This is a genomic window from Sorangiineae bacterium MSr11954 (assembly GCA_037157815.1).
Taxonomy (GTDB): domain Bacteria; phylum Myxococcota_A; class Polyangia; order Polyangiales; family Polyangiaceae; genus Pendulispora; species Pendulispora albinea.
The window spans coordinates 11,536,290-11,561,236 of sequence record CP089984.1; the positions used below are offsets into that span (position 1 = coordinate 11,536,290).

Below are 24,947 nucleotides of genomic sequence, written 5' to 3' on the forward strand. Positions count from 1 at the left end.
CGCTCACGCGGCGAAGACGCGGCGCAGCCGGGCGATGGCGGCGGGCAGCGCGCGCACGCGCAGCCGCGCACCGCTCTCGTCGTAGTCTTCGGAGATGACGCGGGCGCTCTCGTAGATCTCCGAGACGTGCGACTGCTTGGCATACGGCACGATCAACTCTTCATCGATCATCGCCTCTTCGAAGTGGTCGATGATGGTCTGGCGCAGGGCCGCCACGTCCTTCGGATCGTGGGCGGAGAGCGCGATGGCGTCGCGGTGGCGGCGAACGAGCGTACGGCGCGCGTCGTCGTCGAGCCGGTCGACTTTGTTGAGGAGGAGCATGCTCGGCACCGCGTCGGCGCCGATTTCGGCGAGCACGGAGCGGGTGACGTCGAGCTGCGCCTCGTAGGTGGGATCGGACGCGTCGACCACGTAGAGAAGGAGCGAGGCCTCGAGCGCTTCGTCCAAGGTGGACCGAAACGAGGCGACCAGATCGTGCGGCAACTTCTTGATGAAGCCGACGGTGTCGGACACCAAGAGGCGCGGTTTGGTCGGGGGGTGGAGCGCGCGCACGGTGGTGTCGAGGGTGGCAAAGAGCTTGTCGGCCACCAGCACCTCGCTGCCGGTGAGCGCGCGCATCAGCGATGATTTGCCGGCGTTCGTGTAGCCCACGAGCGCCACGCGGAGCTGATCGCGTCGCGCGGAGCGTCGGTTGGCTTGCTGCTTGAGGATCGCCGCGAGCTCCTCGCGCAGCTCGGCGATGCGGTCGCGCACCTTGCGGCGGTCGAGCTCGAGGGCGGCCTCGCCTGCGCCGCGCCCGCGCTGCCGCTCGCTGGAGCCGGCCGACTCGCGCATGCGCGGCACCACGTAGTTGAGGCGCGCGATCTCGACTTGCAGGCGCGCCTCGCGGCTATGGGCGTGCCGGTGGAAGATGTCCACGATGACGCCGGTGCGGTCGAGCACCTCGGCGCCGGTGGCGCGCTCGAGGTTTCGCGCCTGGCTGGGGGTGATGTCGTGATCGACGATCACCATCGTGGGCTTTCGGGGTGCGGTGTCGTTCTCGTCGCCGCCGTCCGAATCTTCATCGAGCTCGCGCTCGGAGTCGGGGCTTGCGTCTCCGGCCGCCTCGGCCTCGGCCTTCCAGCGATCGCGCGCCTTGGACTTCCGTTCCTTGGCGGCGGACGGCACATAGCCTTTGCCCCCGGTGATGTCGGCCAGCTCTTTGAGCTTGCCTTCACCGAGAACGGCCGCGGCCGCGAGCGCATCGCGTTTTTGCGAGACGGTCGCGGCAACTTCGAAGCCCAGGGTGTGGACCAGTCGTCCGAGCTCGGCGAGATCGGCCTCGTGATCCACGTCGGAGACGCCAGGCAATTGGACACCGACGAGCACGGCAAGCGGGCGAGCGGGCGAAGGATTCGACATCGATTGCCGCTCGTAGCACGTCGGCGGCGCCTGGTAACGGGATTCCGTTAATTGGTCACGGTGACGGTGACCACGTACGGCGCGCTCTCCTCGGCGGCGTCCTTGACGATGAGTTGCACCTTGTAGGTCCCCGCCGCGGCGGCTTTGAAGGTGGCCTTGCTCTTGTCGGCATTCGTCAGCTCGCCGGCGGGCGTCCCTTGGTTCGTCCAGGCGTAGGTCAAGGTGCCGCCCTTGGCCGTGCCGCTGGAGGTGCCATCGAGCGTGAGCTCCGCGCCCTTCGCGACCGTCTCCGCGTCCTTGGCTGCCCTGGCGACCACCTCTGCGGCTTTGACCTTGATTTCGACGGGCTCGCTCGCCTTCTGGCCTTTGTCGGTGACCACGAGCTTTGCCGTGTAATCGCCCTTGACGTCCGGCTTGAACGTCGGCTTCGCCACGTTGTCTGCGCTCAAGGTCGCCGTCGACGTGTCGGGTCCCTTGAGCGTCCACTTGTAGGTCAAGCTGGCCTTGTCCGCCTCGTCCGGATCGGTGCTCTTGCTTCCATCCAAGGTCACGACGTCCTTTTTGACGAGAAACACCGAGGAGATCGGCTCGATTTTCGCGGTAGGCGTTCCATTCTCGCCCTCCGCCGTGACGTTGACATTCACGCTGGCGGTGTCGGTGAGCGCGCCATCGGACACGGTGAGCTCGACCTCGTACGATCCAGGCGCCGAGGGCTTGATCGTGACCTTGTTCTCCTTTGCCTCGTCCAGTTTGATGGGCGTGCTTCCCTCGGGTTGCTTCTTCAACTTCCATTTGAAGGTCAGCGGCTGCTTCTCGGGGTCCGAGCTCGCCGCGCCGTCGATGACGACGTCCTTGTTCACCTTGGCGTTCTGCTCGGCCGTGACTTTAGCGGTCGGTTTGCGATTCGGAGAAGGATCGTCATCGCTGCTGCAGCCGGCCAAAAGCAAAGTTCCAAGAAAGCCAATCGCTGCAAATTTTCCTAAGTTGGTCGACATTTAAAAACTCCGAGTCGATATGAGGGAAAGGGGCCAATGCGCGCGCCGGGCAGCGAACGCAAACCGGCCCTCTCATGGCGCAGGACTCCGCGAGCCACGAAGTGCGTTGCCGGTCGTACGTGTCAGTGTCCGGGGTGGGCGATCCCGATCAAAAAATCGACGTCGCGCGGGCGGCGACCAAAAGGTAGGATCTCTGAGGTGAGCAATCGGCTCAGCCGGCAATTGTAGGCTTATGAAAGTGCTGGCGGGCCGGGCCTTGCGCGCAGAGACATAGGATGTATCCTCGCTAGTTAGGAAGCTTTCCTAACTAATCGGATCCGGAGGCAAGCCATGATCGTTCGAGGTCTCTCGGTACACCGTACGTCGATTCTCGCCTTTCTCACGGCGTTCGCGCTTGGCTCATTCGCGCCGGGGTGTGCGCCTGCAGCGTCGGGGGACGCGGCCGAGGAGGTGGAAGAAACCTCCGCCGCGCCGCTCGAACGGGCCGCGCCGCGCGAAGGAGCGGTCGAGGCGGCCGATGCTCCGCTCCCCGACGATTTGTCGGTGGCCATCGTGGAGTCGACCATGCAGCGCTACACGCCGGACAAGCTCGGGGGCTGGAGCTACACCCGTGGGCTCTACCTCTGGGGGCAATATTTGGTTTACCAGCGAACGCACGACGCGCGGTATTTGAACTACATCAAAGCGTGGGTCGATCGGTTCGTGGACAAGGACGGGCACCTCGACAACGGCTTGAGCAACCTCGATAGCATGGAGTCGGGGAACCCGGTATTGGCCCTGTACCGCGAGACGCGCCAAGACAAATACCGGCTGGCGGCCAAGCAAATCCGCGATCGGCTCAAGACGTATCCGCGCACCTCGGACGGCGGCTTCTGGCACGCCACGTCGACCTCGCGCCAGCACCAGCTCTGGGCGGACGGGGTGTTCATGGTCAATCCGTTCCTCGCGCGCTATGGCCAGTGGGTGGGCGAGGCCTCGTACGCGAACGACGAGGCGGCGAAGCAGCTCGCGGTCTACGGGGACCACCTGCAAGTGGCCAATGGGCTCTTGAAGCACGCGTACGACGAGTCGAGAAAACAGAGCTGGGCCGATCCGAAGACGGGGCTCGCGCCGGAGCACTGGTGCCGCGCCATCGGCTGGTACGGGATGGCGACCATCGACATCCTCGAAATCCTTCCGCTCACCCACCCGAGGCGCGCCGATCTCATTTCCAAGTTGAAGAAGCTGGTGGCAGGCTTCAAAACGTATCAAGACCCCGCCAGCGGGCGGTGGTTCCAGGTGGTCGACAAAGGCAACCTGTCGGGCAATTGGACGGAGACGTCCTGCTCGGCCATGTACACCTATACGATTTCGCGCGCGGTGGAGCGCGGCTACATCGACGCGAGCTACCGCGCGGTGTCGGCCAAAGGGTACGAGGGGGTCCTTCAGCGCATCTCGATTGGCAGCGACGGGCGCACCAACGTGGCGGAGATCTCGATTGGCACCAACGTGGGCGATGTCGCGTATTACCTCGCGCGGGCGCGGGAGACCAACGACTTTCACGGGCTGGGCGCCGTCCTCATCATGAACGAGCAACTGCGCCGAACCGGCGGCGACAAGGGGCTCGGGGTGGGGATCGATCTGGATCTGGACATCGACCTCGGCATCGGGCTTGGCAAGCCATGAGCCGCTTCACCTCGCGCCGGATGTTTCTCGGGGCGAGCAGCGCGGTGCTGGGGGGCGCCGCGCTCTCGGGTGCGGGGACGCTGGTGGTCCCGCGGATCGCGCGCGCGGAGTCCTCGCCATGGGACATGGTCCCGCAGATCCTCGGGCGCATTTCGCCGCCGGTGTTTCCGAATCGCACGTTCGACGTTCGCCATTACGGCGCGACGGGCGACGGCAAAACGGATTGTACGAAGGCGTTCCGCGATGCCATCGTCGCGTGCAGCGCGGCAGGCGGCGGGCGAGTGCTGGTGCCGGGGAAGGGGACGTACCGCACGGGCCCGATTCGCTTGTCGTCCAAGGTGGAGCTGCACGTGGCCGCGGGGGCCACGATTCGGTTTCGCACGGACGCGGCCTCCTACCTTCCGACGGTGTTCACGCGCTGGCAGGGGATCGAGTGCTACAACTATTCGCCGTTCATCTACGCGTTTGGCCAGAGCAACATCGCCATCACCGGGCCCGGGACCATCGACGGCAACGCGCAGGAGGGGCCCTGGTTCGACTTCGATCCGAAGCGGGGGCCCGATTGGGATCGGCTGCAGCAGATGGCGGTCGACGGTGTTCCCGTCTCCGAGCGGCAGTTCGGTGATGGGCATTTTCTAAAGCCGAATATGATTCAGCTCTATCGGTGCCGGAACATCGCGATCGCCGGCGTGACCATTCGCAACCCGGCCATGTGGGCGATTCACCCGGTCTTGTGCACCAACGTGACCGTGCGCGGTGTGCGGGTCTACAGCCGCGGCGCCATGGTCGACGGCTGCGATCCCGAGAGCTGCGCGAACGTGCACATCACGGGATGCAGCTTCGATACGGGCGACGACGGGACGGTCATCAAATCCGGGCGCGATATCGATGGGCGGCGAATCGGTGTGCCCAGCGAGGACATCGTCATCGAGGATTGCGACTATTACGGGCGATGGGGCGCCATCACCATCGGGAGCGAAATGTCGGGGGGCGTGCGGAACGTGTTCGCGCAGGATTGCCGGATCCACGCGGGCAGCTCGTACCATTCGTTTCACGCGCTCTACATCAAGACGAACCAGCGTCGCGGCGGCGTGGTCGACGGCATTTACGTGCGGCGGATCTCCGGCGGGCCCGTGGATCGCGGGGTCCTCTTCGTCGATATGAAATACAGCCTGACCGGGCCTGGCGCGGGCGACGTCGTCTATCCGACGGTGCGCAACATCCGCGTGGAGGAGATGACCATCGACGACTCGCCCTATGCGGTGCGCGTGGTGGGGCTGCCGCAGAGTCCTCTCGATGGGCTCCACGTCGCGCGCAGTTCGTTCACGCACATCGACCAACCGGCTCCAGACATTCGCGACGCGCGAAACGTGGTGTTCGACCGCGTGACCATCAACGGCGATCCGGTCGAAGGCTTCGACGACGGCGGCACGTAAAAGCTTTGCGCGCGGGCGGCGCGGCGGTTCTCGCGGAGGGCTTACGAGAACTGCCGCCGCGCCCAAGCGGCGGTGTCGTCCACGGCATCGTCGATGGGGGTCGGCCCGACGCCGAAGGTGGTGCGAAAGCGGGTGTCGTCGAGCACGAAGGGGACCTCCCACTGGTACGTCATCTCGACGGCCTCGCGGAGGAAGGGGACGAAGACGCCCATGGCGCGCAGCGCGATCTTGGGGACGCGCACGACGTTGACGTCGCGATCGAGGGCGCGGCCGATGCGGCGTGCGAGCGCGCGCGTACTCTCTGCGCGGCTGGTGGGAAGATGCCAGGCGCGGCCCAGCGCGTCATCGCGTTCGCCGAGGGTGACGAGGGCGCGCGCGATGTCGGGCGCGTAGGTATAGGAGTGCGGCATATCGGGATTGCCCAGGCACTCGGCGGGCTTGCCGGCGTAGACGCGCTCGAAGAAACGGGCGCTCCACGCCGAGTAGGGGAGGTTCGGGCCGAAGAAGTCGCTCGCGCGTCCGATGGCGACGCGCACCTCGCCGCGCGCGTGTGCCGCGAGCCGCATGTTCGCGAGCTCGACGCGCAGCGCGCCCTTTTTGCTGCAGGGGTTCATCGGTGTGTCCTCGTCCATCGGCCCCGTCGGGCGGCCGTACATGTAGAGGCAATCGAGCGCGATCAGCTTGGCGCCCGCGCGGGCGGCGCCGTGAAGCGCGCCCTTGGCGATGGGGAGCAGGAGCTCGGGCCACCGATGATACGGCGGGTTCATGCAGTCGTAGACGACGCTGGCGCCGCGCGTCGCGCGCTCGGCGAACGCGAGATCCGTGATGTCGCCGCTTTCGTGCTCGAGGTTGGGGAGCGCCTGGCCGGCCGGGCCTTTTCGAACGAGCCGGACGCGGTGCCCCTGCTCGAGAAGCGCGGTGGCGAGGAGCGAGCCAATTTGCCCGGCGCCGAGAATGACGTGAAGGGGACGTTCGCGAGTCATGGTCCGTAAGATGAAACTTGCTTTGTCGCAAATGAAGCGGCACCGTTGCAAAGCATGAGCGCAAAAATGCAAGATGCCGCGGAAGCGCGATGGGACGACGTGCGCATCTTCCTCGCGGCACATCGGCACAAGAGCCTCGGGGCGGCGGCGGCGCATCTCGGCCTCGATACGTCTACGGTGAGCCGTCGCGTCTCCGTGCTCGAGGAGACGATGGGGGTGCGGCTCTTCGAGCGAACGCGCGAGGGGCTCTTGCCGACGGGGGCAGCCGAGCGCGTTCTCGCCGCGGCCGAGGCCATGGAGGCGGCCCACGGCCGGCTCACCCGCGAAGCATCCGACGTGGAGGCCGAGGCGGAGGGGGTGGTTCGCATGAGCGTGGCGCCGGGCATGGCCGACGCATTCGTCGCGCCCGCGCTCCCGCGTCTTCGCGCGCGCTATCCAAAGATCCGCATCGAGCTGGATGCGTCGGTGCAGCCGCGCGATCTCACGCGCTACGAGGCCGATCTGGCGCTTCGATCGGTGCCGCCCCAGGGGGCAGAGCTTCTGGTGACGAAGATCGCGAGCGCGCGCTGGATCGTCATGGGGTCGCCCGATCAAGTGAAGCAACTGGGGCGGCTCCGAAGGTGGACGGACGCTCCGTGGATCACCTGGGACCGCGATCTTTCGAGCTTCGGGCCCTCGAAGTGGGTCGCACGCTACGCGTCCAAAGCGGACATCGTCCTTCGCACGAGCCATTTCGCTTCGCAGCTCACGGCGGCCGATGCCGGTTTGGGGATCCTGCTCGTGCCGGCACCCTACGGGCCTCTGCGAAAGCTGCGGCCCGTTCGCTTCGCGGAGGCGCTCGAGCCAGATACACAGGCGTGGCCGATCGATACGCTCTGGCTCGTTGGGCACCGGGCGCTGCGCGATGTTCCGCGCGTGGCGGTGGTCTGGAGCTTCCTGGCCGAGGAGTTTCGAAGGGTCATGGACGCAAGGTCGTCCCAATCGTACACTGCGCGCGGAGGAGCAGCGGAGAGCGAGGTGAACCGTGGCGATGTTTGATTATGTGCTCCGCCCTGAGGCTCGATCGTGGCGGGGGGCCTTCGCGGGGGCGCTTCGGCCCATCATCGTGCTCGGCGCGCTGATCGCCTTCATGATCGCGCTGGCGTCGAACCGTCCGAAGCCGGTGAAGCAAGGTCCGACCGAGGTGCGGTTTGCGGTGCCGTTGCCGTCGGGATCGCCTGGCGATTTCAAGCTTCCGGCGCGTCCTACGCCGGCGAAGGCTGCGGCGTCTGCCGCGGGGGCGGAGCAGGGTGGCGCGGCCGTGAAGTGAGGCGCTGATGCGTTCGCGCCGAGGGGCGGGGTTTCGCTCGAGCGTGTGCGGGGGCGGCTTGGTGGTAACTCGGGCGGGGTATGGCGAAGCTGGGATCGGCGTTCGGGAGAATGTCGGAGTTGGGGGGCTCGGGCGTAGGGCGATTGTGCTCGAGGGAGGGCCCGGATTGGCCGAAGGCGATGTGGAGCTCTCCGTCGAGGCGATGCTCGCGAAGGTGCGGAGTCGTTGGCATCTTCGTGGTCGTTCGAGGCGCAGAAAGAGGGATGAGTGCGGGCGCTTGCGGCGAATGCTTGGGAGGGGCGTGACTTGGTGCACGGTGCGGTGCGTATGCATTGCAATAGGCGATGCATTCCATCGGGCCGTGAGGGGATGGCGGGTTGGAGGTGAGGTGCGCGAGGAGTGCATCGCCGTCGGTGTGCACGCGTTAATCCGTCGTGTCGGTGACCGTGCGGAAAAAGTTCGTCGAGAGCTCGGAGTCGGGAGCGGTGGCGAATCAATTTTCGGGCGGTACGTGCACGAACCTTGGTACCGGTGGTACAGATCCGGCGTGAGCCATGCGGAAAAAGTTCGTCGAGAGCTCGGAGTCGGGAGCGGTGGCGAATCAATTTTCGGGCGGTACGTGCACGAACCTTGGTACCGGTGGTACAGATCCGGCGTGAGCCATGCGGAAAAAGTTCGTCGAGAGCTCGGAGTCGGGAGCGGTGGCGAATCAATTTTCGGGCGGTACGTGCACGAACCTTGGTACCGGTAGTACCGATCTGGCGCGAGCCATGCGGAAAAAGTTCGTTATGAGCTTGGAGTCGGGGCCGGCCGCGGCCAAATCTTTCGGGGCGTGCACAAACCTTGGTACCGGTGGTACCGATCCGGCGTGAGCCATGCAGAAAAAGTTCGTTATGAGCTCGGAGTCGGGGCTGGCCGCATCAAATCTTCGGGCGGCACGTGTACGAAGCTTCGTACCGTAGTACCGATCTGGTGCGGGCGCGTAGTACCCGGCGTTTGCGATGCGGCGGGCGACGCCGTGGGTGGCTTGCACGCCGGGTCCGTCATGAAAGAGGAGCACCACGGGCAATGGGCGCTCGGAGCGGGGGCGCTTTGAAAGGACGCTCACGGTACCATCGGGGGTGTGGACCTCGAGGATCGCTTCGATCATGGTACAATCCTGGTATGTGTCGCAACATTCGCGTTCTCCTCAACTTCGAGCCGCCGACCACGGACGAAGAGGTTCGGGCTGCTGCCCTCCAATACGTGCGCAAAGTGAGCGGTACGCGCAAGCCGTCGAAGGCCAACGAAGCGCTCTTCGAGCAAGCCGTCGAAGACGTGGCGCGGGTGACGCGCGCGCTCGTGCGCGAAATGGAGACGCATTCGCCGCCGCGTACCCGCGAGGGGGAAGCTGCCAAGGCGAAGGCGCGCGGAGCCAAGCGCTACGGGGCGCGGGTCGCCTGACGGTAAGGGTGTCCGGGACAGGAGGAATTCTGTCCGGGACAGGGCGGGGGAGGTGTGAAACTACGTTATTCTCGAATAAATGGCCGTTGGCGGCGTTGGTCTCCGTCTCGCAAAGGGGCGAGTAGGTCGAATGGCGCGGCGCTCCGGACGTCGCGTCGCAAGGCCGCAGACGATGGGTTGACCTTTGGTACGATCGGGTGTCAACAGCCCCCGCGTGCCTCGTGAGCTCCGCCAGACAGAGTTCCCATTGGGAGTCGGGATAAGCGAGGACGTACACGCGACGGGTGATGGGTTACGCAGCGGGCGCAGACCGGTGGCTGAATTCCTCGTTGGGGCAGCTGCTAGAACTGATCGCTTCCACCGGACCTTATGCTTCCACCTTTTCGTCTGGTTGAAAGAAAGACCAGCAGCAGCACGTGTGCGATTGCGCGGAGCGCTTCGTTCGCGCCGCCGTTTGTCGATCACCTGCGCCGCCGGCTATCGACCACGTCTGCGGCGCCGTTTGTGGCCCACCCCCAAGGCAGGTGCCGCGGCAAATGTGAACGTCGCGTCCGAGTGGTCGATGGCGCGAACGCGACGAGGGACGACGGTCGTAGGGGCGCCGTCGGCGAATTCCGACGAGGGGCGGAATTGCACCCTTGGTTCTGCCGATTGTCGGCACTAGGAGTCGAGACATGCCAACTCTGGATACGAAGGCGGGCGCTGCGGTGTACTCGCGCGCGGCGTTGAGTGTTTACGATTTTTGGGTGCTCGGATTTTCGAATCGGTTCGTGTGGCGATGTTCCGCCGACAGGCAGCTCGCGTTCTTTCGCGAGCACGCAGGGCAGCGGCATCTCGATGTTGGAGTAGGAACGGGGTATTACCCTGCCCACGCAGGTTGGAGCTCCGACCGGACGATTACCTTCCTCGACCTCAATCGCAACAGCCTGGAGGCGGCAGCACGACGCGTTCAGCCGGTCTCGGCGATTTTACGCGAGGCCGACGTCATGCAGCCTTTGTCATTTTCCGCCGGGGTGGAGTTCGATTCGATATCGCTCTTCTTTTTACTTCACTGTTTGCCCGGCCGAATGGCAGACAAAGCGCGCGCCATTGCGAATCTGGCACCCCTGGTGGCGAAGGACGGCGTTTTGTATGGCAGCACCATTTTGGGCCCGAGCGCGGAGCACAACGCCTTTGGGCGACTCTTGTTGAAGGTGTACAACGACAAAGGCATCTTCGGAAATGCGTCGGACACACGCCAAGAGCTCGAAGACGCACTGCGCGCCTCCTTCGACGACGTCGTGGTACGCCAGGAAGGGGTGGTCGCGCTCTTTACGGCTCGTAAGCCGAGGCGCATGGTTCGAGAATGACTACGAACGCGAAAGCCGATCGACCCGTTTCAGGAGCGTAGGCACACGATGGGCGCCGTGCATCGCGCGAACGCCATCGACGGCTTCGTCGAGCGGCACCCCGATGGCGTCGACGAACAGCGGCTGGTGGCTCGTACCGCGCAAAACGGCCACCGCGCTCGTCGCGTTGCGAAAGGGGCGCTTGGCCACCCCCACGACGGCACATCGACCCGACAGCGCCTGGTGAAGGTGCGCGCCAAATCCTGGTTTGCCCTGATCCAGCGTCACATAGCCGTCCACCACGATGATCGCGGGACGGGCATCGAGCCGCTCGAGCAAACCTAGGACGTAGGGCATCTCCCGTCGATAGAACTGCCCCGGCTCGTAGGCTGCGGCAGCCGACTCGGAGCGGATCTTCGTTTCGAATGCAGCCTGATCGTCCGTCCACGCGTGAAAGCCCACGCATGCCGCGACGACACAATCGTCGCGGTAGTCGACATCGACGCAAACCTTCGGAGCACGGTGCACGCGGGTGAGCGTGCGCACCGCGCGGCCTCGGGTCAAGCCGCGACAGGGTTACTGCGGGTAAGCACGCAGCCGCATCTCTCGCCTCGACCCAATCGCACTCCGCGCCTCCGCCGATGCATGCGCGAACTCGTGGGCCGTTTCACCCGATTCCGTCGTATGGGGACCCCGCTCACGAGCGACGAAGTCGACGCGTGAGGAGCAGCCGATCCTTTGCAGAATGCACGTTGTCCCGCGCTCGTCCCATCCTTCGTGGAACCAGAGTCTCTGTCGGGCGGTGTCCGAACCTATCCGTGTCCGACCGCGTCGGCGAGCTCGCGCCGCAGCGCTCGATCGAGGACGAACGTACCGCCGGGGACGAGCGACGCGCCGAACGCCAGGAGCGAACGACGAAGTGGCCATTGACGTTCGGTGGCCGTTCGGAAGAGGGTCGAGACGAACATCAGGAAGAGAAGCCCGTGGAGGCTGCCGACGATGCGAACCGCAATTGGCAGACCGGCCATGTACTTCAGCGGCATCGCTACCAGGAGGAGCACCAGAAAGGAAACCCCTTCCAGCAACCCTACGAGACGAAGGGTACGCAGCGCGCTCATGATGCGAAGCTCGCCCAGGTGGGTCGAAAGACCATCAACAGAAGCACCAAGAAGAGGGGCCCGAACGCGAAGGCAAACGCGCCCACCGTGCGCCGGTCGCGTGAGACGCTGTGGACGAGCGCCAGCTGGGACAGCAGCGAAAAACCGATTCCCCCAACGATCCAAAGCTCCGTCAAAGGAACGTTCAGCTGCGTGGTCAGGAGGTACCCGGTCACCCACGTCAGCAAGAGCCCGGGCGAGGCGATGGCGTGAACGGCGCGCTTGCGCTCGGGCAGCGATGTGGCGACGAAGCTGCCAATGAGACCACCTGCGTAGAGGATGACGCCGAGGAACTTGAGCAAATGCAGGAGACGGTAGGTGAGCATGTGGCTTCCGCCCGATACTATCGCACGCGCCCGCCACTCCGACCACTGGCCAAAAGGACAACATTCAACGGGTTTCGGCCAAGCCAGATCGCGGAAAATATCGCCGATCCTGATAAAATGACCTCGAAATGGCGCCAAAAATGGCAGTTGGCCCAAAGTCGATGAAATGGCACGATCATGCCATGCATGCCTTGGTCATCGTGGCCCTGGACGGGGTCATCCCGTCCGACTTGTCGATGCCATGCGACGTCTTTGGCCGGGTACGATTGCCGGATGGGCGGCCGGGCTATCAGGTGCGCGTATGCGGAGTCTCGGGCGAGGTGAACGCAGGCGCCTTTCAGGTGCGGGTCCGATGGGGACTTTCAGAGTTCGGGCGCGCCGATACCATCGTTCTGCCGGGCGTGGCCGACCCCACGCAGCCGGTTCCGGCGAAGCTCGTGAAGGCCATTCGCGCGGCCGCCGCATCGGGCACGCGCGTGGCATCGATCTGCACCGGCGCCTTTCTTTTGGCTGCGACCGGGCTGCTCGACGGGCTCCGCGCCACCACCCATTGGCTCTCCGCGGGCGAGCTCGCGCGCCGCTATCCGGCCATTCGCGTCGATCCCGATGTTCTCTATGTCGACAACGGCCAATTTCTCACCTCGGCGGGGGCAGCCTCGGGCCTCGATCTGTGCCTCCACATGGTGCGCCGTGACTATGGATCGGCCGTCGCGGCCGACGCCGCGCGCATGGCCGTGACCCCCCTCGAGCGCGCGGGAGGCCAGTCGCAGTTCATCTTGCACCCGCCGCCCGCGCCCGACGGATCCTCGCTGGAGCCGCTCTTGCGATGGCTGGAAGAGAACCTTCACGAGCCGCTGGCCGTCGAAGACATGGCCGGCCGCGCAGCGCTCAGTGTGCGAACGCTCAATCGCCGCTTTCGCGAGCAGCTCGGCACCACGCCCCTCCAATGGTTGCTCCGCGCCCGCGTCTGCCGCGCGCAGCACCTGCTCGAGACGACGGCGTACTCCGTACAAGCCGTTGCCACCAAAGTGGGATTCGGCTCGGCCACCGCGTTTCGCGATCACTTTCACAGGATCGTTTCCACCAGCCCGCAGGCCTACCGGCGCGCGTTTCGCGCACCCAACGAGCTGTCGTACCAAGGAGCGGTAAGATGAGCGCGATGTTCCCCGCCGTCGCAACGTGGAACCAGGAGCTGCCGGCCATCTGGAGCGCGCTGCGCGCCTCGGGCGCTGTGCTGCTGAAGGAGGCGGCGACGACGCCCGCCGAGCTCGAGGCGCTCACCTCACGGTTCGCCGCGCGCTTTCGCGTGCATCAGGACCCGTCGCGCCGACGTTTTAGCGCCGATGACACCACGCAGGGCGTGAGCGGAGGCACGGAGCGCATCGGGCTACACTCCGAGCGCGCCTATCTTCCGGCCCGGCCGGAGTTGCTCTTCTTCGGCTGCCTGACACCGCCCACGTCGGGCGGCGCCACGACGCTGTGCGATGGCGCTGCCATCGTCGAGGCGCTTCCCGCGGAGCATGTGCAGCGCTGGGAGGAAATGACCTTGCTCTGGCATACCACGATGGAAAGACCCATGTGGCAGCGCCTCTGGAGCGCAGATTCCCCCGTCGATGCCACCGCGGCCATGGATGGCATGCTCGAGCGAGCCGGTGAACGTGCGCGAACGAGGCATTGGTTCGAGGCGGAGACGATGCACATCGAATACCGAACATCGAGCCTCCAGCGCGGCTCGATCGGCGGCAAATGGGCATTTGCAAACTATCTTTTGCTCCAGGAGGAGGACCCGACCGGCCCCGCTGCCCGACGTGCCGATGGCAGCCCGGTCCCCTCCGAGCTGCTCCGACACGCCGCTGCCGTTGCCGATGGACTGACCGTGGATATTCGTTGGCAACGCGGCGACGTCCTCCTCATCGACAACACGCGCTGCATGCACGGCCGCCGCGCCATCGAAGGCGACGAGCGCCTGATCCTCGTACGCATGGGGGACGCGCGTCCGGAGCTCGCTTAGCCGCTCGCCCCCTCCGCCGATGGAATCGGCCCGGCGATGCGCAGCCGATTGCCATCGGGATCGCGCAGCTCGAGCTCCCACGCGCCCCACGGCGCCTCCTCCGCGGTCACGCCGAACTCGCGCTCCACCGCATCGATCGCGAGGACGCGCAGATAAAGGAGCGTATCGGGGCGCGCGTCGCCCGTGTGCTCCGAGAGAAAAAGCCGAACGCGGCCCCGCGCGATGGATACGAAGGCGGGGAAGCCCGGCTCGAACCGGTGCTCCCACTCCTTCACGAAACCTAGCCGCGCGTACCAGGCAACCGCCTTGGCGGCGTCGTTCACGCGCAGGATCGGGATGACCTTCTTCGACCTGTCGTTCCATGCCCGCATGGGTAGGGTGCCCCGGTGCCATCACCAATAGCGAAGCGCGTCGCGGTAGATCCCCTCCAGATCGCTCAACGTGATCTCGCACGGCGCGTTCTTCAGCAGCCGGTGCTGCGGGAAGGCCCCCTTGGCCAGCTCCGGAATGTCGGCCTCTGCGTAGCCCACGCCTTGGAGCCCGTTGGGAATGTGGGTCGCCTTCATCAAACGAAGGATCGCGCTCGCCAGGAGACGCCCCGCGTCCTCGAGGCTGCAGTTTTTCACGTCGCTCGCGTCGGCTCCGAGGAGGCGCGCGGCCTCGAGGTGCCGCTCCGGGCACGCGTGCGCGGTGAAGCGGAACACGGCCGGCGAGTTGAGCACCACCGACATTCCATGGGGGACCAGCGGCTTCTCCGGATAGCCGCTCGCGTGGAAGCTCTTGACCAACCCAGATACCGAGTACGACATGCCATGGGGCGCATGGCAGCCTGCGTTGCCGAAGCCGATGCCCGCCAGGGTCGATGCGAACATCATGCGCTCGCGCGCCTCGGTGTCCTTCGGATCGTTCACCGCTCGAACGATGTACTCGCCCGTCAGCCGCATCGCCTCGGTGCACGCGACGTCGCTGTACGGATTGGCCCCCTGCGACGCGGGGCGAAGGCGCGGCTGCGCAGGCTTTGCACGCTTGGTGTACGGCAGCGCGGTGAAGGACTCGACCGCGTGCGAGAGCACGTCGAAGCCGCTGCAAGCCACCACCGTGGACGGCAACGTGCTCGTCACGTCGGGATCGACGAGCCCCAGCGCGGGCCGCATCCGACGCGAGACGATTCCCGTTTTGGCGTGCATGGCCGTATAATCGAAAATAGCGATTGGCGTGCACTCCGAGCCGGTGCCGGACGTGGTCGGGCACGCGATCAGCGGCGGCAGAGGGCCCGGCACCGGCTTACCGCGCCCGATGGGCGGGTTTACGTACTCCAAGAGATCCGCCGGATACGTCGCGTACAGATTGGCGGCCTTTGCCGTATCGATGACCGACCCGCCTCCGACGGCGACATAGCCATTGAACCGACCATCGCGCGCTGCCGCGGCTGCCCGAAGGAACGACGTGTCCGTCGGCTCCACCGCGACCTCGTCGTAGACGACCACGTCCACCCCCGCGGCCCCGAGCGCCTCGCAAACGACGGCCACGTGCGCGGTCTTGGCCAGATCGCGGTCGGTGAGCAGCATGATCCGCGTCATCCCCAGGACCTGAGCGTCGTCGCCAATCTCGCGCAGAACGCCCGACCCGTACTTCAGCGCGTTGGTGTCCACGGCGAACGCCGTGTCGCCCGTGATGTCTGCATAATAATGACCACAGCCCATGTCGTCCTCACTCGATCCGAGCGGAATCGCTCACGGGCGCGATTCTCGCACGGATCGTGCGAAGGAGGAGAGTCCTCCGAGAGGAGCGGTGCCGCTAGCTCGATTTGGCCGGGTCCGGTGCGGCCGCCGCGCGGCGCGGCAAGATGCTCCAGCCGAGGTTCAAGCCCAGGCCCGCGATCAGAATCATCGGGATGCCCACCGCTTGCAGCACCGTGATGCGCGTGTGGTAGACCGCCATGTCGAAGATGATCGCGACCGCCGGGTACGTGAAGGACAGCACGGCGATCTTCGGCGTCGGGAGCTTCTGGTACGAGGAGTACAGAAGGATGTACATGATGCAGGTGTGGATCAGGCCGAGCCCGGCCAGCCACCCCCACTTCACGCCGAGGTTGTTTACCTCGCTCAAGGTCGTGAAGGGGAAGAGCAGCGGAATTCCCACCAGCACCTGGGTGAGCGCGATCAAGTGCGGGCGAATGCCTTTGAGCCGTTTGGCGATGATGGTGGCGAACGCGTAGAACACCGCGGCGAGCAGCGCTTTGCCGACGCCGAGCAGGTACGCGGCGTTCGCTCCCTCGAGATCCGCGACCGACAAGCCGGTGACCAACACAACGCCCACGAAGGCCACGAGCACCCACGCCACCTTCCCCGCCGTGATCTTGTCGCGGAAGATGATCGCGCCGAGGAGCAGCACGTAGAAGGGTTGCGTATGGTAGACGACCGTCGCCACCGAGATGGATGTGGAGCGATAGGCGCTGAAGAGAAACGCCCAGTTGAAGACGATGAATACGCCGCCGAGCGCCGCAAGTCCCAGGGACTTGGCCGTAAAGCCGGTCTCCTTGAAGAACCCGCGGAAGGCGCAGTAGGAGCCAAGGCAGATCGCGCCAAAGATGCAGCGGAAAAATACGACGTTGAATGACGACGCGGTGGACTCGACCACGAACACGCCGATGGTGCCCGAAAGGATCATGGCCATCGTGAGCTCGATCACGCCGACCCGTTCCTTGCTGACTGGGGTTGCCGATTGCGTCATGTCTTTATTCGTACCACGACTTCCAATCAGGGCCGCTAGCGCGCGCGAAGAATATCTTATTCCTGGCGCGGTCCAGGTGACCCGGGCATATCGCTACTCTCGAATTTTGGAGATTCTTCCTCCATCTCGACATGGACTTTGCCGCGGTTTGCGGCCCCCACAAGGTCGAATACCCCATGAACAAAGAATTCAATGCCGAACTGTTGAGCTTTGACGGCAGCCGTCGACGTGAGCGTCTCACGTTGAAGACCGCCGTGGAAATGGCGCGGGATCGTGTCACTGCCGCCATTCTGGTGGATGCCATTCCCGATGGTGAAGTCGAGCTGTGGTGGAACGATCCGGGATTCCCGGAATTGATCACCGGTCACGGCTACCACAAAGGCCTCTATACGAGCGCGTTGAAGCAGACTATCGGACAGGTGCAGCGCTCGGCCAGCGACAAGCTCCTACAGAACATCGGTGATTATTTCGCATATTCGAACAGCGTCAACCCTTCCATGAAGAAGACGCGATATTGCCGATTCTTCAACGAGAACCTCGGCGCCGTGCCCCTGCGGTTCGGTGAGGTCGCCGAGCTGCTGCTGGCCACCAAGCGCGAATATCCGGCCTTCGACTCGGCGCCTTACAGCTTCGCGCCGCATTGCGACGCCATCGACTTCGGGCGCGATCCGCGCTGGCCGATCAACTTGAACAAGGAGCAGGTCGGCGCCTTCATTTTGATTCAAAAGTCCGAGAACCAAGCGGGGTTCGTCATGTGGGACGTGACGGTCAAGTCCCGCGACGAGCTCGATCGCTTCGCCTCCGAGTACGCGGAGACGCAGCAGATCGCGGCGGCCAAAGACGCCAAGTTCCTCCGCATCACGCCCGGCAGCGGGCAGATGTGCATCTTCAATAGCCGCTATTTGCACGCGGTCGAGAAATGTGCGTCGCCGCGCCAGACCATCGGCACCTTCCTCATCGAGCAAGACGGCGGCTGGGCGCAGTTCAACTGAGCGACCGAGCTTAGAAGCGTCGAACGATGCAAGAGATATTGGTCCCCAGCGCCGACGGGCATCGCGTCCGCGCGTTCTTCAGCGGACGGGACGCGCAGAAGCCCACGGTCACCTTCGTATTGCCATTCGGATCCAAGTTCGATATGGCCCGGCCCTTTCTGACCGAGCTGGCCGGCCCTTTCAACGTGGTGACCTGGGAAGCGCGGATCATCGTGGACGATCCGGAGCTGCACCCGGACGTCGATGCGATCACGCCGCAGATGCACGTGGCCGATATGATCAGCGTCCTTTCGCGGCTCGAAATTCCGCGCACGGACGTGATCGGCTATTGCTCCGGCGCGGGGATCTCGCTCTTGGCCGCGCACGAGCACCCCGATCGGTTCGGCCGATTGGCGCTGGTGAGCGGTGAATACGTGCTGCCGCCGTCGGTCTGCGCGCGAACGCGCTTCCAGAACGACCTCGACGAGCTCTTGGTCTTCGCGGCGACGAGCAAGGCGCACACGGCGGCCATCTTCTCCAAGCTGACCCCGAGGGAGGTGCCCGAAGGGGACACCGTCCTCGCGGGCGCGGCGCTCCCGTTTTCGCGGCCGGAGTATTTGCACCGATTCGCGGTGAACTACATCAGCTACCGGAAAATGGAGTTTCTCCGCATCGCACCCGAGGTGGAGCATCGCGCGCTCGTCATCGTCGGAGAGCGCGACGAGCAGGTCACCGTGCGGAGCTCGGAGCTGATTCAAGGAAAGCTGCGAAGGAGCGAGCTCCGGCTCGATCCGGTGGCCGACCATCACGACGTATGCCGTGCGGTCACGCCCATCAATCGAGCGGTGGTGGAGTTTTTGTCCCTGGAGCCCTCCTGACATGACAGCCCCGAGCCTCGTGATTCACGATTTGTTTCGGGCGGTGGCCGCGGCGCCCGAGAACGCCGAGCGGATCGCCGTGCGCTGCAACGGGCGGACGTGGTCGTATCGCGAGCTCGACGAGCGCTCCGACGCGCTGGCCGCGGCCATCCATCGCGCCGGCGTTTCGCCGGGCGGGAACGTCGCGATCCTGGTCACGCGCAGCGCCGAGATCATCGTGAGCATGCTCGGCATCCTGAAGGCGGGCTGCGCCTTCGTGCCGATCGATGGAACGTATCCCGCGGCCGTCGTCCGCGACTACATCGCGCGCAGCAAGGCGGCCGCGGTGGTCGTCGTGGCCGGGTGTGAGGCGGCCGCCGAGACCATCTCCGGCATCCCGCGGCTCTCTCTCCACGAGCTCGAGCCCGCGCCGCCACCGGCCGCGGTCGACGCGGGGCCCGACACGCCGGCGTACGTGATGTTCACCTCGGGCACCACCGGCGATCCCAAAGGCGTCGTGGTCCCCCACCGCGGCGTGGTGCGCCTGGTGCGCGATACGAACTACATCGCGTTTCACCCGGAGGACAACGTCCTGCAGCTGTCGCCGGTGACCTTCGACGCATCGACCCTCGAGATTTGGGGCGCGCTGCTCAACGGGGCCACCCTCGTGGTCTACGGCGAGCACGTCTTCGATCCGAACGAGCTCGCGAAGACCATCCGCGACAACCGGGTCTCCATTCTATGGCTGACGGCCGGGCTCTTTCACCTCATCGCCCGCCACGCGCTCGACGCGCTGGAGGGGGTATCGGTCCTCCTGGCCGGCGGCGACGTCATCCAGCCGGACGCCGTCAGGCGGGTGTTCGAGCGCTTTCCGCGCGTCACCTTCATCAACGGTTATGGCCCGACGGAGAACACCACGTTCACCTGCTGTCACGTGATGACCAGCGCCTCGCCCATCGGCGAGACCATCCCCATCGGTCATCCCATCACCGGCACCACCGTGCACGTCTTGGACGCGGAGCGCCGCCCCGTCGCCCGCGGCGAGGTCGGTGAGCTCTACACGGGCGGGCTCGGCGTCGCCCTGGGGTACTTGAACGCCCCGGAGGCCACGCGCGCCGCGTTCGTGGACGATCCGGAGAGGCCGCACCAGAAGCTCTATCGCACGGGCGACTTGGTCCGCGAGATGCCCGACGGCGCCATCGACTTCCTCGGGCGCGCCGACAACCTGGTGAAGGTGCGCGGTTATCGCGTCTCCACAACCGAAATACAAAAGAAGATCAACCAAATCGATGGGGTCGAGAACGCGGTGGTGGCCGCGGTGGACGACGGGACCGGCAGCCGATGCCTCGTGGCTTACGTCCAGTCGAGCGGCGAGCCGCGGAAGATCAAGCAGCTCGTCAAAGGCACCCTCGAAGAGACCTTGCCGCAATACATGGTGCCGAGTGTCATCCACGTTCGTGCCACGTTTCCGCTGAACGAAAACGGGAAGGTCGACGCGCGTTCGCTTGTAGGTGCAACCAAATCTTAGGGCATGAGAGAGGGCGAAATGTCGAGTGCAAACGATATCCTGGATGTGGTGAGAGAAGTCGTACGCGGAACGTTGCAGGGCGACGGCCTCCAAGACGACGAGGACATGTTCGACGCAGGCGCGACATCGCTGACGGTCGTCAATCTCCAACTTCGGCTCGAGGAGCGCCTGAAGCGCCGTGCACCGACACACCGGCTGATGGCGGCCCCCTCCATCCAAGGGTGGGCCGACATCTACTCGAGCGCGCAGTCCGGCTCCTGAATCCTTCAACCCTCGTCAATCGCGAGAAAACAATGACCCAAGCAAACCTCGACTTTGCGCTTACGCCGGAACAGTGCGCCCAGTTTCGGCGCGATGGATACATTGGCCCCTTCGATCTCTATACGCCCGAAGAAGCTCAGAAGCGCTACAAGGTCATTCGGGCCCAGCTGTTCAACCGCGAGCACGCCGTCTTCGAGTTGCCGCACGATAGCTTGATTGCCAATTACGATCGGCACCTCGACGTCGACCTGCTCAGCGAGCACATCATGCGTCGCGAGCTGGTCGACAAGGTCTCGTCCATCCTCGGCCCCGACGTCCTGTGTTGGCGCTCGGAGATGTTCCCCAAATATCCGGGCGACGAGGGCACCGACTGGCACCAGGCCGACCAGTTCGCGCACGCCTCGGGCAAGCCGCAGATCGTGTGGCCGGGCGAGGAGCGGTTCGGCGGCACCATCACCGTGTGGACCGCGCTCACCGACGCCACCGAGGAGATGGGCTGCCTGCGGTTCGTGCCGGGCACGCACGAAGAGATGTTCTACGACGAGTCGAAGAAGATGGAGTTCCGGCCCGACCAGATGAACGCGCTCGCCAAGGATGGTATCAAGCGCGGCTTCTTCGGCTACGACTATCGGTCGCTCCAGAAGGATCCGGACTGGAAGCCCGACGAGTCGCAGGCGCGCTCGATTATCATGAAGGCAGGCCAGTTCGTCATCTTCTGGTCGACCCTCATGCACTCGTCGTACCCCAACAGCAGCAAGGACAAGATGCGACTCGGCTTCGCCAGCCGGTACGTGCCCACGTCCGTTCGCGTGTACCCCGATACGGACTACGTGGAGGAGTTCGGGAGCAAGATCTCGCTCCACAAGTACGGCACCGTGCTGGTCAAGGGCGAGGATCGGCACAAGTGGAACCGCGTGGTGACCAAGAATACGCGCGGGTACGAGTTCAAGATCCCGGAGCGCGCTGGCCGCGAGGCCGACGTGGACGCCATCGTGCGCGACGCCTTCGCCGGCACGCTCTCCACCCGCAGCTTCACGGTGGACGACGACTTCTTCCAGCTCGGAGGGACGTCGCTCTCGGCCGCGCTCATGCTGACGGATCTCGAGAACCGGCTGAAGATCGAGATCCCGGTGGCCGCGCTCCTGGAGAACCCGACCCCCGTGAGCTTCGCCAAGAGGTTGCGGGCCATGATGGCGACATGAGCGGCGTGCGGATGTCGGACATCACGGTGGCGAGCCTCGAGCTCGCCGACGTCGATGCCATCGTCCGCTACTGGCACGAGTCGCCCGCCGAGTATCTGCGCGCGCTGGGCGTCGCGCCGGAGAAGCTGCCGAACCGACGCAAGATGCATGAAATGCTGGCGCTCAAGGTGGCGCAACAGGTTGCGCCACCCACCATCCTCGTCGTGAAGGTGAAGGGCGAGAGCATCGGGGTGCACGAGCTGACCCACATCGAAGTCGGGATCAGCGCGGTCATGCACGCGCACATCTGGAAGGCCGAGCACCGCGGCAAGGGGTTCGGCGCCGTCTCGTACGTGAAGGCGATGGAGAGGTTCTTCGAGGCGCACGGCTTTCGGAGCATCCTCTTCGAGACCCCGCGCGCGAACGCCTCTGCCAATCGCCTCAAGGAGGCGCTCGGCCTCGCACCTTGCGGAAATGGCACCATCTATCTTCCCATCATGACGAGCCCCATGGAGACCACGCGCTACTCCGTGGAGCGCGCCGATCTCCCGAGGCTCGTGGCCCGCTTGGAGACGAGCTGGAAGCCCAAGACCGGAGCGCCTCGTGGCGGCTGACCACTCGATCGTGTCGTTCGGCAGCGCGGGGCCGCCGGATCTCCGTCTCTTTTGCTTCCCTTATGCGGGCGGAAGCTCGGTCGCGTTCAAAGGTTGGCGCGACGCGCTCCACCGCGTCGACGTGTGCGCGATCGAGCTCCCGGGGCGCGGCAGGCTGTTCGGCCACGCCGCGCTGCGGAACCTCGGCGCGGTGATCGACTATGCTGCGGAGGCCATCGAGCGCCTTTGCGACATCCCCTTCGTGCTCTACGGGCACAGCATGGGCGCGGTGACGGCGCTGGAGGTGGGGTTCGAGCTCGCGCGCCGCGGCAAGCGTCCGCGCGGCCTGGTCGCAACGGGCAGCGCTCCGCCGCATTTGCCCATTCGAAGGGAGCGCCCGCTGCACGCGCTCTCGCGCGACGAGCTCCTCGAGGCGCTGCGCGAGCTCGAGACCTTGCCCGAGGCGCTCCTTCGCAGGCCCGACGTGCTCGACGCCTTCCTACCCACCATCCGCGCCGACATGGAGTCACGCGAGACGTGGGTGAGCGCCGTGCGCGACATCAAAGTTCCCATCACGGCCTTCGGAGGAAAAGACGACTCCCACGTGACCGCGGACGAGCTCTGCGCGTGGGGCCGCTACACATCGGCGCGCTTCTCGGTGATGCAGCTCGAAGGGGGGCATTTCTTCATCAAATCGAACCAGGACGCGTTCCTGCCCCTGCTCCAGGACGCGCTGATCCGATGTTTGTCTCAATGAAACTCGAACCCGCCAGGCCCCCCCAACCCTGCGCCAAACCTACGCCCACGCGGCAGGGCTCCCGGCCCTGCGCCAAACCTACGCTCACGCGGCAGGGCCCCGGCCCTGCGCCAAACCTACGCTCACGCGGCAGGGCCCCCGGCCCTGCGCCAAACCTACGCCCACGCGGCAGGGCTCCCGGCCCTGCGCCAAACCTACGCTCACGCGGCAGGGCTCCCGGCCCTGCGCCAAACCTACGCTCACGCGGCAGGGCTCCCCGACCCTGCGCCAAACCTACGCTCACGCGGCAGGGCTCCCGGCCCTGCGCCAAACCTACGCTCACGCGGCAGGGCTCCCGGCCCTGCGCCAAACCTACGCTCACGCGGCAGGGCCCCCGGCCCTGCTCCACACATACGCTCAGGCGAGCGTCGTTTCAGTAAGATAGGGAAAGCGAGAAGCGCGATGAAAAACATCGAGACATGGGATATCCGCAAACCCGCCGTCGAGTCGAAGAACGGGATCGTCGTCACGCAGCACTACGAGGCGTCCCAGATCGCAGCCCAAGTGCTGGCCGAGGGCGGTAACGCCGTCGACGCCGCCGTGGCCGCGAGCTTCGCCATCGGCGTGCTGGAGCCCGCGCAGAGCGGCATCGGCTCCATCGGTCACATGGTCGTCGCGCCCGTCACGGGGGAGAAGCCGTACGCGATCAACTTCAGCGCGCGCCTGCCGATGAAGCTCGATCCCAAGGACTATCCGCTGACCGGCAACGCCGGCTCCAGCATGTTCTCGTGGCCGCAGGTGCTCGAAGACCGCAACATGGAGGGCCCCTATTCGATTGGCGTGCCCGGCCAGGTCGCGGGCACGTGGCTCGCGCACAGCAAATTCGGCCGCCTGCCGTGGGCGAGGCTGGTCACCCCGGCCGCTTCGCTGTGCGAAGAAGGTGTTCCCATCGATTGGAACTGGACCTTCAAGATCGCGACCAGCCAGCGCGGCCTCGCGCGCGATCCGAACACGGCCGCCGTGTACCTCCCGGGCAACAACGTCCCCGTCGTCGACTGGCGCGGCGGCACCGCGGTTCGCCTCTGGCCCAAGCGCCTGGCCAAGACCTTGCGGCGCATCGCCGAGGCGGGCGGCGACGATTTTTACCGCGGCGATCTGGCTGCCGCCATCGCAGCCGACGCCAAGGCGGTCGGCTCCTGCTTGACCCTCGAAGACCTGCACGAGTACCGCGCCACCATCGAGCAAGTGGAGGGCGCGCGCTACCGCGACGCCACGATCTTCACGGTCCCCGGCCTGACCGCGGGCCCCTCCTTGCTGCACGCCCTGGAGCGATTCGCCCAGCGCATGCCGAACCCCAAGGACGCGCGCGACGACGCCAAGCTGTTCCCCGCGATCGCCGCCGCGCTGCTCGACACGTACGCCGAGCGCCTCGCCACCTCGGGGCCGGTCGACACCAAGAAGAACACGTGCACCACCCACATCAGTGTCATCGACCGCGATGGAAACGCGGCCGCCTTGACGCAGACCTTGCTCCAAAACTTCGGCTCGCGCGTCACCTTCCCCGAGACGGGCATTCTGCTCAACGACGCCGTCACCTGGTTCGATCCGGTGCCCGGCAAGCCGAACTCGATCGGCCCGGGAAAGACCCCCCTGTCGAACATGTGTCCCCTCGTCGCACGTGTGGGCAAGAACCTGACGATTGCGCTGGGCTCATCGGGCGGACGCCGGATTTTCCCGTCGATCATGCACTACCTCATCTTCTTGATCGATCGCGGCATGACCGTGGACGAGGCGGTCCACTACCCGCGCATCGACGTGAGCGGCGATCCATGGGTCACGGCGGACCGCAAGCTCTCTCCCGAGGCGATCGCCGCCCTGCAGCAGTCGCACGATGTGCACGTCGAGCAGAACTGCTTCTATCCGAGCCTCTTCGGCGTCCCCACCGTCGTCGCGCGCGATGAGCGCACGGGCGTGAACACGGGCGGCGCGTTCGTCGTATCGCCCTGGGCGAGCGCCGCGGTAGGCTGAAAGCC

The 24,947-nt window shown here is 65.5% G+C and carries 26 protein-coding genes; 16 read left to right on the forward strand and 10 right to left on the reverse strand.

The window, feature by feature from the left end; genetic code table 11:
• Positions 1-3: 3 nt before the first annotated feature.
• Complete coding sequence (gene hflX, locus LZC94_45290; GenBank protein ID WXB15022.1) at positions 4-1,401, reverse strand: GTPase HflX; 1,398 nt, start codon at positions 1,399-1,401, stop codon at positions 4-6.
• Between the two features lie 47 nt (positions 1,402-1,448).
• A complete protein-coding gene (locus LZC94_45295) occupies positions 1,449-2,396 on the reverse strand; it encodes a PKD domain-containing protein (protein ID WXB15023.1) in 948 nt (315 codons plus the stop codon).
• 330 nt (positions 2,397-2,726) lie between these two features.
• On the opposite strand from LZC94_45295, the gene LZC94_45300 reads away from it, so the two are divergent.
• On the forward strand, positions 2,727-4,061 hold the full coding sequence (locus LZC94_45300; GenBank protein WXB15024.1) for a glycoside hydrolase family 88 protein: 1,335 nt from the start codon (positions 2,727-2,729) through the stop codon (positions 4,059-4,061).
• A complete protein-coding gene (locus LZC94_45305; protein ID WXB15025.1) occupies positions 4,058-5,497 on the forward strand; it encodes a glycoside hydrolase family 28 protein in 1,440 nt (479 codons plus the stop codon). Before LZC94_45300 ends, LZC94_45305 begins: the two co-directional genes overlap by 4 nt.
• A gap of 41 nt (positions 5,498-5,538) precedes the next feature.
• Here LZC94_45305 and LZC94_45310 read toward each other — a convergent pair whose 3' ends face one another.
• Positions 5,539-6,480 (reverse strand): NAD-dependent epimerase/dehydratase family protein, encoded by a 942-nt coding sequence (locus LZC94_45310; protein WXB15026.1) that lies wholly within the window; start codon positions 6,478-6,480, stop codon positions 5,539-5,541.
• Positions 6,481-6,534: 54 nt separating this feature from the next.
• Here LZC94_45310 and LZC94_45315 point away from each other — a divergent pair, with 54 nt between their 5' ends.
• The 4 genes from LZC94_45315 to LZC94_45330 all read left to right on the forward strand — a co-directional run bounded on the left by LZC94_45315 (position 6,535) and on the right by LZC94_45330 (position 10,581).
• A complete protein-coding gene (locus tag LZC94_45315; GenBank protein WXB15027.1) occupies positions 6,535-7,518 on the forward strand; it encodes a LysR family transcriptional regulator in 984 nt (327 codons plus the stop codon).
• Positions 7,505-7,789 (forward strand): hypothetical protein, encoded by a 285-nt coding sequence (locus LZC94_45320; GenBank protein WXB15028.1) that lies wholly within the window; start codon positions 7,505-7,507, stop codon positions 7,787-7,789. The genes LZC94_45315 and LZC94_45320 overlap by 14 nt, the downstream gene beginning before the upstream one ends.
• Positions 7,790-8,953: 1,164 nt before the next feature.
• Complete coding sequence (locus LZC94_45325; protein WXB15029.1) at positions 8,954-9,232, forward strand: DUF2277 domain-containing protein; 279 nt, start codon at positions 8,954-8,956, stop codon at positions 9,230-9,232.
• 638 nt (positions 9,233-9,870) lie between these two features.
• Positions 9,871-10,581: a class I SAM-dependent methyltransferase gene (locus LZC94_45330; protein WXB15030.1), complete on the forward strand. Its 711-nt coding sequence runs from the start codon at positions 9,871-9,873 to the stop codon at positions 10,579-10,581.
• Here LZC94_45330 and LZC94_45335 read toward each other — a convergent pair whose 3' ends face one another.
• The 3 genes from LZC94_45335 to LZC94_45345 all read right to left on the reverse strand — a co-directional run bounded on the left by LZC94_45335 (position 10,582) and on the right by LZC94_45345 (position 12,043).
• Positions 10,582-11,124, reverse strand: a complete 543-nt coding sequence (locus LZC94_45335; GenBank protein ID WXB15031.1) for an endonuclease V — start codon at positions 11,122-11,124, stop codon at positions 10,582-10,584. It lies immediately after the preceding gene.
• A gap of 248 nt (positions 11,125-11,372) precedes the next feature.
• On the reverse strand, positions 11,373-11,678 hold the full coding sequence (locus LZC94_45340; protein WXB15032.1) for a DUF3817 domain-containing protein: 306 nt from the start codon (positions 11,676-11,678) through the stop codon (positions 11,373-11,375).
• Entirely contained in the window at positions 11,675-12,043 is a 369-nt protein-coding gene (locus LZC94_45345) for a hypothetical protein (protein WXB15033.1), read from the reverse strand. Before LZC94_45345 ends, LZC94_45340 begins: the two co-directional genes overlap by 4 nt.
• A 182-nt stretch (positions 12,044-12,225) precedes the next feature.
• Between LZC94_45345 and LZC94_45350 the strand changes: the two genes are divergently transcribed.
• Positions 12,226-13,197 (forward strand): helix-turn-helix domain-containing protein, encoded by a 972-nt coding sequence (locus tag LZC94_45350; protein WXB15034.1) that lies wholly within the window; start codon positions 12,226-12,228, stop codon positions 13,195-13,197.
• Entirely contained in the window at positions 13,194-14,054 is an 861-nt protein-coding gene (locus tag LZC94_45355) for a TauD/TfdA family dioxygenase (GenBank protein WXB15035.1), read from the forward strand. The genes LZC94_45350 and LZC94_45355 overlap by 4 nt, the downstream gene beginning before the upstream one ends.
• Here the strand turns inward: LZC94_45355 and LZC94_45360 are convergent.
• The 4 genes from LZC94_45360 to LZC94_45375 all read right to left on the reverse strand — a co-directional run bounded on the left by LZC94_45360 (position 14,051) and on the right by LZC94_45375 (position 17,164).
• Positions 14,051-14,425, reverse strand: a complete 375-nt coding sequence (locus tag LZC94_45360) for a hypothetical protein (GenBank protein WXB15036.1) — start codon at positions 14,423-14,425, stop codon at positions 14,051-14,053. The genes LZC94_45355 and LZC94_45360 overlap by 4 nt on opposite strands.
• Before the next feature lie 21 nt (positions 14,426-14,446).
• On the reverse strand, positions 14,447-15,757 hold the full coding sequence (locus LZC94_45365; GenBank protein ID WXB15037.1) for an iron-containing alcohol dehydrogenase: 1,311 nt from the start codon (positions 15,755-15,757) through the stop codon (positions 14,447-14,449).
• A 94-nt stretch (positions 15,758-15,851) separates the two neighbouring features.
• Complete coding sequence (locus LZC94_45370; GenBank protein ID WXB15038.1) at positions 15,852-16,787, reverse strand: DMT family transporter; 936 nt, start codon at positions 16,785-16,787, stop codon at positions 15,852-15,854.
• 56 nt (positions 16,788-16,843) lie between these two features.
• Positions 16,844-17,164, reverse strand: coding sequence for a hypothetical protein (locus tag LZC94_45375; protein WXB15039.1), 321 nt, complete (start codon positions 17,162-17,164; stop codon positions 16,844-16,846).
• 21 nt (positions 17,165-17,185) lie between these two features.
• On the opposite strand from LZC94_45375, the gene LZC94_45380 reads away from it, so the two are divergent.
• The 8 genes from LZC94_45380 to LZC94_45415 all read left to right on the forward strand — a co-directional run bounded on the left by LZC94_45380 (position 17,186) and on the right by LZC94_45415 (position 24,942).
• A complete protein-coding gene (locus tag LZC94_45380; GenBank protein WXB15040.1) occupies positions 17,186-17,779 on the forward strand; it encodes a hypothetical protein in 594 nt (197 codons plus the stop codon).
• A 26-nt stretch (positions 17,780-17,805) separates the two neighbouring features.
• Positions 17,806-18,636 (forward strand): alpha/beta hydrolase, encoded by an 831-nt coding sequence (locus LZC94_45385; protein WXB15041.1) that lies wholly within the window; start codon positions 17,806-17,808, stop codon positions 18,634-18,636.
• Between the two features lies 1 nt (position 18,637).
• The gene (locus LZC94_45390) at positions 18,638-20,143 is read left to right on the forward strand and encodes an amino acid adenylation domain-containing protein (GenBank protein ID WXB15042.1); all 1,506 of its coding nucleotides are present in this window, start codon (positions 18,638-18,640) and stop codon (positions 20,141-20,143) included.
• 18 nt (positions 20,144-20,161) lie between these two features.
• Positions 20,162-20,404 (forward strand): acyl carrier protein, encoded by a 243-nt coding sequence (locus LZC94_45395; protein WXB15043.1) that lies wholly within the window; start codon positions 20,162-20,164, stop codon positions 20,402-20,404.
• Positions 20,405-20,436: 32 nt separating this feature from the next.
• Positions 20,437-21,606 (forward strand): chlorinating enzyme, encoded by a 1,170-nt coding sequence (locus tag LZC94_45400; GenBank protein WXB15044.1) that lies wholly within the window; start codon positions 20,437-20,439, stop codon positions 21,604-21,606.
• Positions 21,603-22,199: a GNAT family N-acetyltransferase gene (locus LZC94_45405; GenBank protein WXB15045.1), complete on the forward strand. Its 597-nt coding sequence runs from the start codon at positions 21,603-21,605 to the stop codon at positions 22,197-22,199. The genes LZC94_45400 and LZC94_45405 overlap by 4 nt, the downstream gene beginning before the upstream one ends.
• Entirely contained in the window at positions 22,189-22,935 is a 747-nt protein-coding gene (locus LZC94_45410; GenBank protein WXB15046.1) for an alpha/beta fold hydrolase, read from the forward strand. Before LZC94_45405 ends, LZC94_45410 begins: the two co-directional genes overlap by 11 nt.
• A gap of 441 nt (positions 22,936-23,376) precedes the next feature.
• Positions 23,377-24,942, forward strand: coding sequence for a gamma-glutamyltransferase (locus tag LZC94_45415; GenBank protein WXB15047.1), 1,566 nt, complete (start codon positions 23,377-23,379; stop codon positions 24,940-24,942).
• Positions 24,943-24,947 lie beyond the last annotated feature (5 nt).